The sequence below is a fragment of the Mucilaginibacter sp. P4_E8 genome, assembly GCF_056401495.1.
In genome coordinates, this window is record NZ_JBFUJG010000238.1 from 1 (window position 1) to 4812 (window position 4812).

Annotated in this window: 3 protein-coding genes; all 3 read left to right on the forward strand. The window is 36.6% G+C overall.

Annotation, left to right across the window (positions count from 1 at the left end; translation table 11 throughout):
• A partial coding sequence (locus AC1DRQ_RS29530) for a DUF2569 domain-containing protein (protein ID WP_477429411.1) occupies nucleotides 1-1171 on the forward strand: 1171 nt, incomplete at its 5' end.
• Between the two features lie 171 nt (nucleotides 1172-1342).
• Nucleotides 1343-2581, forward strand: a complete 1239-nt coding sequence (locus AC1DRQ_RS29535) for a Pycsar system effector family protein (protein WP_477429413.1) — start codon at nucleotides 1343-1345, stop codon at nucleotides 2579-2581.
• A 37-nt stretch (nucleotides 2582-2618) separates the two neighbouring features.
• On the forward strand, nucleotides 2619-4664 hold the full coding sequence (gene ppk1 / locus AC1DRQ_RS29540; protein ID WP_477429415.1) for a polyphosphate kinase 1: 2046 nt from the start codon (nucleotides 2619-2621) through the stop codon (nucleotides 4662-4664).
• The last annotated feature ends 148 nt before the right edge of the window (nucleotides 4665-4812 follow it).

Here is a 4812-nt window from a genome sequence, read left to right on the forward strand (position 1 = left end):
GAGTAGGCTGGCATCATCCGGCATGGCCGAAACAGAGAAAAACTATTTGGAATATTATTCAAAAACATATTCAAAAATTGAGGCCAAAGATTCAATTATTGTAGTTGATAATCTGCAAAAGAATGTACTCACTACTACCGAAACTTACTTGATCAATAATTTCTTTAGAAAAGATTCTACAACAAATAAATTGGTAGTTGATCTTTTTGCAAATAGTATATCACAACAGCTTCCATCTATAACAGGGCAAACAAAAACACCTGTATCAGTTTCCTATCCTTATGATCTGGAATATACCCAACAGGTGATCATGCCTGTGAACTGGGATCTCACCGAAAGAAGGAATACGATCAGCAGGGATTATTATCGGTTTGCATCACATTATACTTCATCAGGCGATACCTTGTTGCTTAATTATAAGTTTGCATATCTTAAGGATTATGTCCCGGTCGACAAGCTTTCTGAATTCAAAGATGATATAAAGCAATTGAATGATAGTGGTTTAAGTTATAGCTTTTCTTATACGCCAAATGATGGCTCAACAATATCAATCCCCAATAACTTTATGGTGATTTTTGCTGGTTTGCTTACCGTAGKACTTATCTGTTTAGKTGTTTGGATCTATCAGCGCGAAACTCCAGGCATTGTTTTTAGTTATGGTGCTACATTTACACCAATTGGCGGCTGGCTTATATTGATTGCCATTGGTCTTGCCTTAACTCCTTTAAATGTAGTTATATCACTGTTTAACAATGACTATTTTAATTTAAAGACATGGAATTTACACACAACGGATAAACTCGATCTTAATTTTAAGATAATAATAGCGTTTGAAACAGCTGGAAATATCATATTAATGTGTTACGCTGTGTTTTGCCTGATATTGCTCATAAACAAACGTGATATATTTCCTAAAGCTATAATTGGTTATCTTTTGTTTAATGTAACATTTTTATTGATTGATTACCTTGTAGCTTTACCACTTCATAACGATCTGATTTCACAAAAAGCTTTATATACTTTGATCCGTATATGTATTACTGCGGCCATATGGATACCTTATTTCAGAATATCTACAAGAGTTAAGGATACTTTCATAGTTCCTTATCCGCCTTATAATTACAGTTATGAGGGACCTGAAAACCTGGTTGAGGAATCTAAAAGTTTATAGGCTTGATTTAACCATTCCTTGTTTGTTCATTATTTCTAAATAAAACGCCTAACTATTTGAATGTTAATTTGGAGGGGTAAACTTTAATAATAATTAAGGGTTTAAGCCGTTTCTGGCTGTAATTAAAGATTTTTAGAATAAATTTGTCTACTTTAACCATAAAAAGCTACCATGAAATTTCAACAGTTGTTAGACGAGGTTAAGCATTATGTTATATCGTATTTTGATGTACATCATGATCCTGAACTAATATATCATAATTTAAAGCATACAAAGGATGTTGTTGCTGCTGCCACACAGGTAGCTAATCATTATCAGCTAAGTGATGAAGACTTTTTTATAGTAATATCGGCTGCGTGGTTTCATGATACCGGTTACTTTACCGATAAAAATAACCATGAAACAAAAAGTGTTGATATTGCAAACCACCTTTTAAAGCAGCTTAAAATAGATGCATCTGTAATTGATAAGGTTAATGCCTGTATTATGGCCACGCGGATGCCCCAAAAACCAACAACCCTTTTAGAGGAAATTTTGTGCGATGCTGATCTTTTTCACCTGGGTACAGATGATTTTCGCGATAAAAGCAAGCTGATGCGTAAGGAAATGGAAGCCATAAAGCATACGGAATTTGATAAGGAAACATGGCGTACCACTAATATTGAGCTGTTACAAACGCATAATTATTTTACTGATTATTGCCGCTTGCTGCTAAATGATCAGAAACAAAAGAACCTGGAGAAGTTAAAAGATAAACAAGTCGGCACGATAGAAAAAACTGAAGTGAACGAAGTACCCGAAGTAAATCAGGTTGACGTTGGTCTTGTTAAAATTGATCATGCTGTTCATGATGATCATGACAAACATGAAAAAAAACACAAGAGCGAAAGGCCAGAAAGAGGGATTGAAACCATGTTTCGCATAAGCTCAACTAATCATCAACGCTTAAGTGACATGGCAGATAATAAGGCCCACATCATGATCACGGTAAACTCTATTATCCTTTCGGCTATTATCAGTTTGGTTTTACGTAAGCTTGATGAGCATTCAAACTTATTCATACCCACATTTATGTTGCTTACTGTAAGTTTGCTCACCATGATATTTTCAATATTGGCAACCAGGCCATCAATACCCAAGGGCTTATTTACACCCGATGATATTGAAAAGAAAACAGTGAACCTGCTTTTCTTTGGTAATTTTTACCGGATGTCACTTGATGCTTACAGTGATGGTATGTTGAAAATGATGGATGATAAAGACTTTCTGTACGGCAGTCTTATCCGTGATAACTATTCTCAGGGAGTTGTTCTTGGTAAAAAATACAGGTTGTTACGGGTATCATATAATATCTTCATGTTCGGGCTCATTCTCTCAGTAATGGCATTCCTTATTTCATCATTGATATAAGATACGTTATTATAATTCTAAATAAAATTTCTGCTGTATGGATAATTACTCATTTTTTGACAGGGATCTGAGCTGGCTGCTATTTAATGAACGTATTTTGATGGAAGCTGAAAAGGAGGATATACCTGTGATGGAAAGGGTGAATTTTCTTTCTATATATTCTTCCAACCTTGATGAATTTTACCGGGTAAGAATGCCCGTTATACTTGCATTGCACAAGCTGTCAAAACATGCCCAGGATGATAAGGAAGATGTTTTGCTGGAAGCCCAGCAGCTTATAGAGGGTCAGCAGCAAAGGTTCGGAAAAATATTTACGGGCAGGCTTATTCCGCTGTTAAAAGAAAATAAGGTTAAGCTGCTATTTAATGAACCACTCCCGGCTGCAATACAGAATAAAGTGACCGATTACTTTTTTAGTCAGGTTATGGCTTTTTTGCAACCAATCGACCTGTCTGAAACAGGTAAGAAATTCTTTCCCGAAAACAATAAGTTATACTTCTTAGTAAATCTGGGTTTAAAACAAGCAAAGGAAAGAACAATATTGCTCAATATTCCGTCAAATCAGTTGCCCCGTTTTTATAGTGTAAATGTTGACGATGAGCAGTACATTATATTCCTGGATGATATTATCAGGTATAACCTCAATAAGTTGTTTAAAGACGAAGAAATAAATGGTTGCTATAGTTTTAAAATCACACGTGATGCCGAACTTGACCTGAAGGACGAATACCGCGGTGATTTGTCTGAGCAGATTGAAAAACAACTGTTAAAACGGGATATGGGTATAGCTACCCGGTTTTTGCACCAACCAGGTATACCTTTACGAACCCTGCATTTAATTACCGAAAAGCTGGGTTTACAAGGCTCAAGTGTAGTAGAAGGGGGCATGTATCATAACCTTAAAGATTTGATGGGCCTGCCTGTTAGTTTACCTGGTGTGCGCTATAACAAGTGGCAACCCATAACCAACAGCAGGTTAACCGAACAGGGTTCATTATTTGATTACATTGCAAAACAGGATTGTATTTTTCACGCACCTTACCAATCATATAACAGCATATTGCGTTTCTTTAATGAGGCTGCTACCGATGTAAATGTACAGGAAGTATTTGTAACCCTTTATCGTGTTGCCAGCGACTCACGCATTGTGAATGCCCTGATCAGCGCTGCCAGCAATGGAAAAAAGGTAAGGGTAATGGTTGAACTTAAGGCCCGGTTTGATGAGGCTAACAACATTAAATGGGCCAAAAAGATGAAAGAGGCTGGGGTAGAGATCATTTATAGTGATAAAGCCTTAAAAGTACATGCCAAAATTGCATTGGTTAAAAGACTGGTTAATGGCCGCGTAATATATTCAGGTTTGCTGGCTACGGGGAATTTTAATGAAAGTACTGCGGCTTTTTATACTGATCATATTTTAATGACGGCCAATCCGTTAATACTACGTGAAATGGAACTGCTGTTTATTTTCCTGGCCAAAAAARCAAAAACATCTGATGGTTACCCCATTGATTTTAAACATTTGCTGGTGGCCCAGTTTAATTTACAACGGCGTTTTATGGAACTGATTGACCGTGAAATTGAAAACGTTAAGCAGGGGTTGCCAGCGGCAATTACTATTAAACTGAACAATCTGGAAGAGCGGATATTAATATCCAAGTTGTACGAAGCATCACAAGCCGGAGTTAAAATATCGCTCATAGTGCGTAGTATATGCTGCATTATACCGGGGGTAAAGGGCATGAGCGAAAATATTACCATACGTCGCATTGTTGACCGTTATCTGGAGCATGGCAGGATTTTTATTTTTAATAATAACAATACTCCCGAAGTTTTTCTCGGTTCAGCAGATTGGATGAACCGCAATATTTACAGGCGTATTGAGGTATGCTTTCCGGTCTATGATCAGGAGATCAGAAGAGAGATCACCGATATTATCGATCTGCAATTAAAAGATAATGTGCAGGCCGTAAACTTAAATGACCAGCTGCAAAATGTTGAAATTGAAAGGCATGAGCCTTTGATACAATCACAACGGGCTATATATGAACTTTTACAGCAAAATATATATGACAGGGTTTAAAATTGATAAAGCTATGCGTAAAGCCATTACATTAATAACCGTATTGCTTGTTGCTGCCGGTATACTTTTAAATATATCCTGTAAAAACAAGCCCGAAGTGAGTAGCAATCCTAAAGGATACGACCTCAGTAAACCTATTAAGTATAAT

Bases quoted from the DNA above. Each gene is read 5' to 3' on its own strand.
- AC1DRQ_RS29535 (WP_477429413.1), top strand. From the start codon at position 1,343: ATGAAATTTCAACAGTTGTTAGACGAGGTTAAGCATTATGTTATATCG.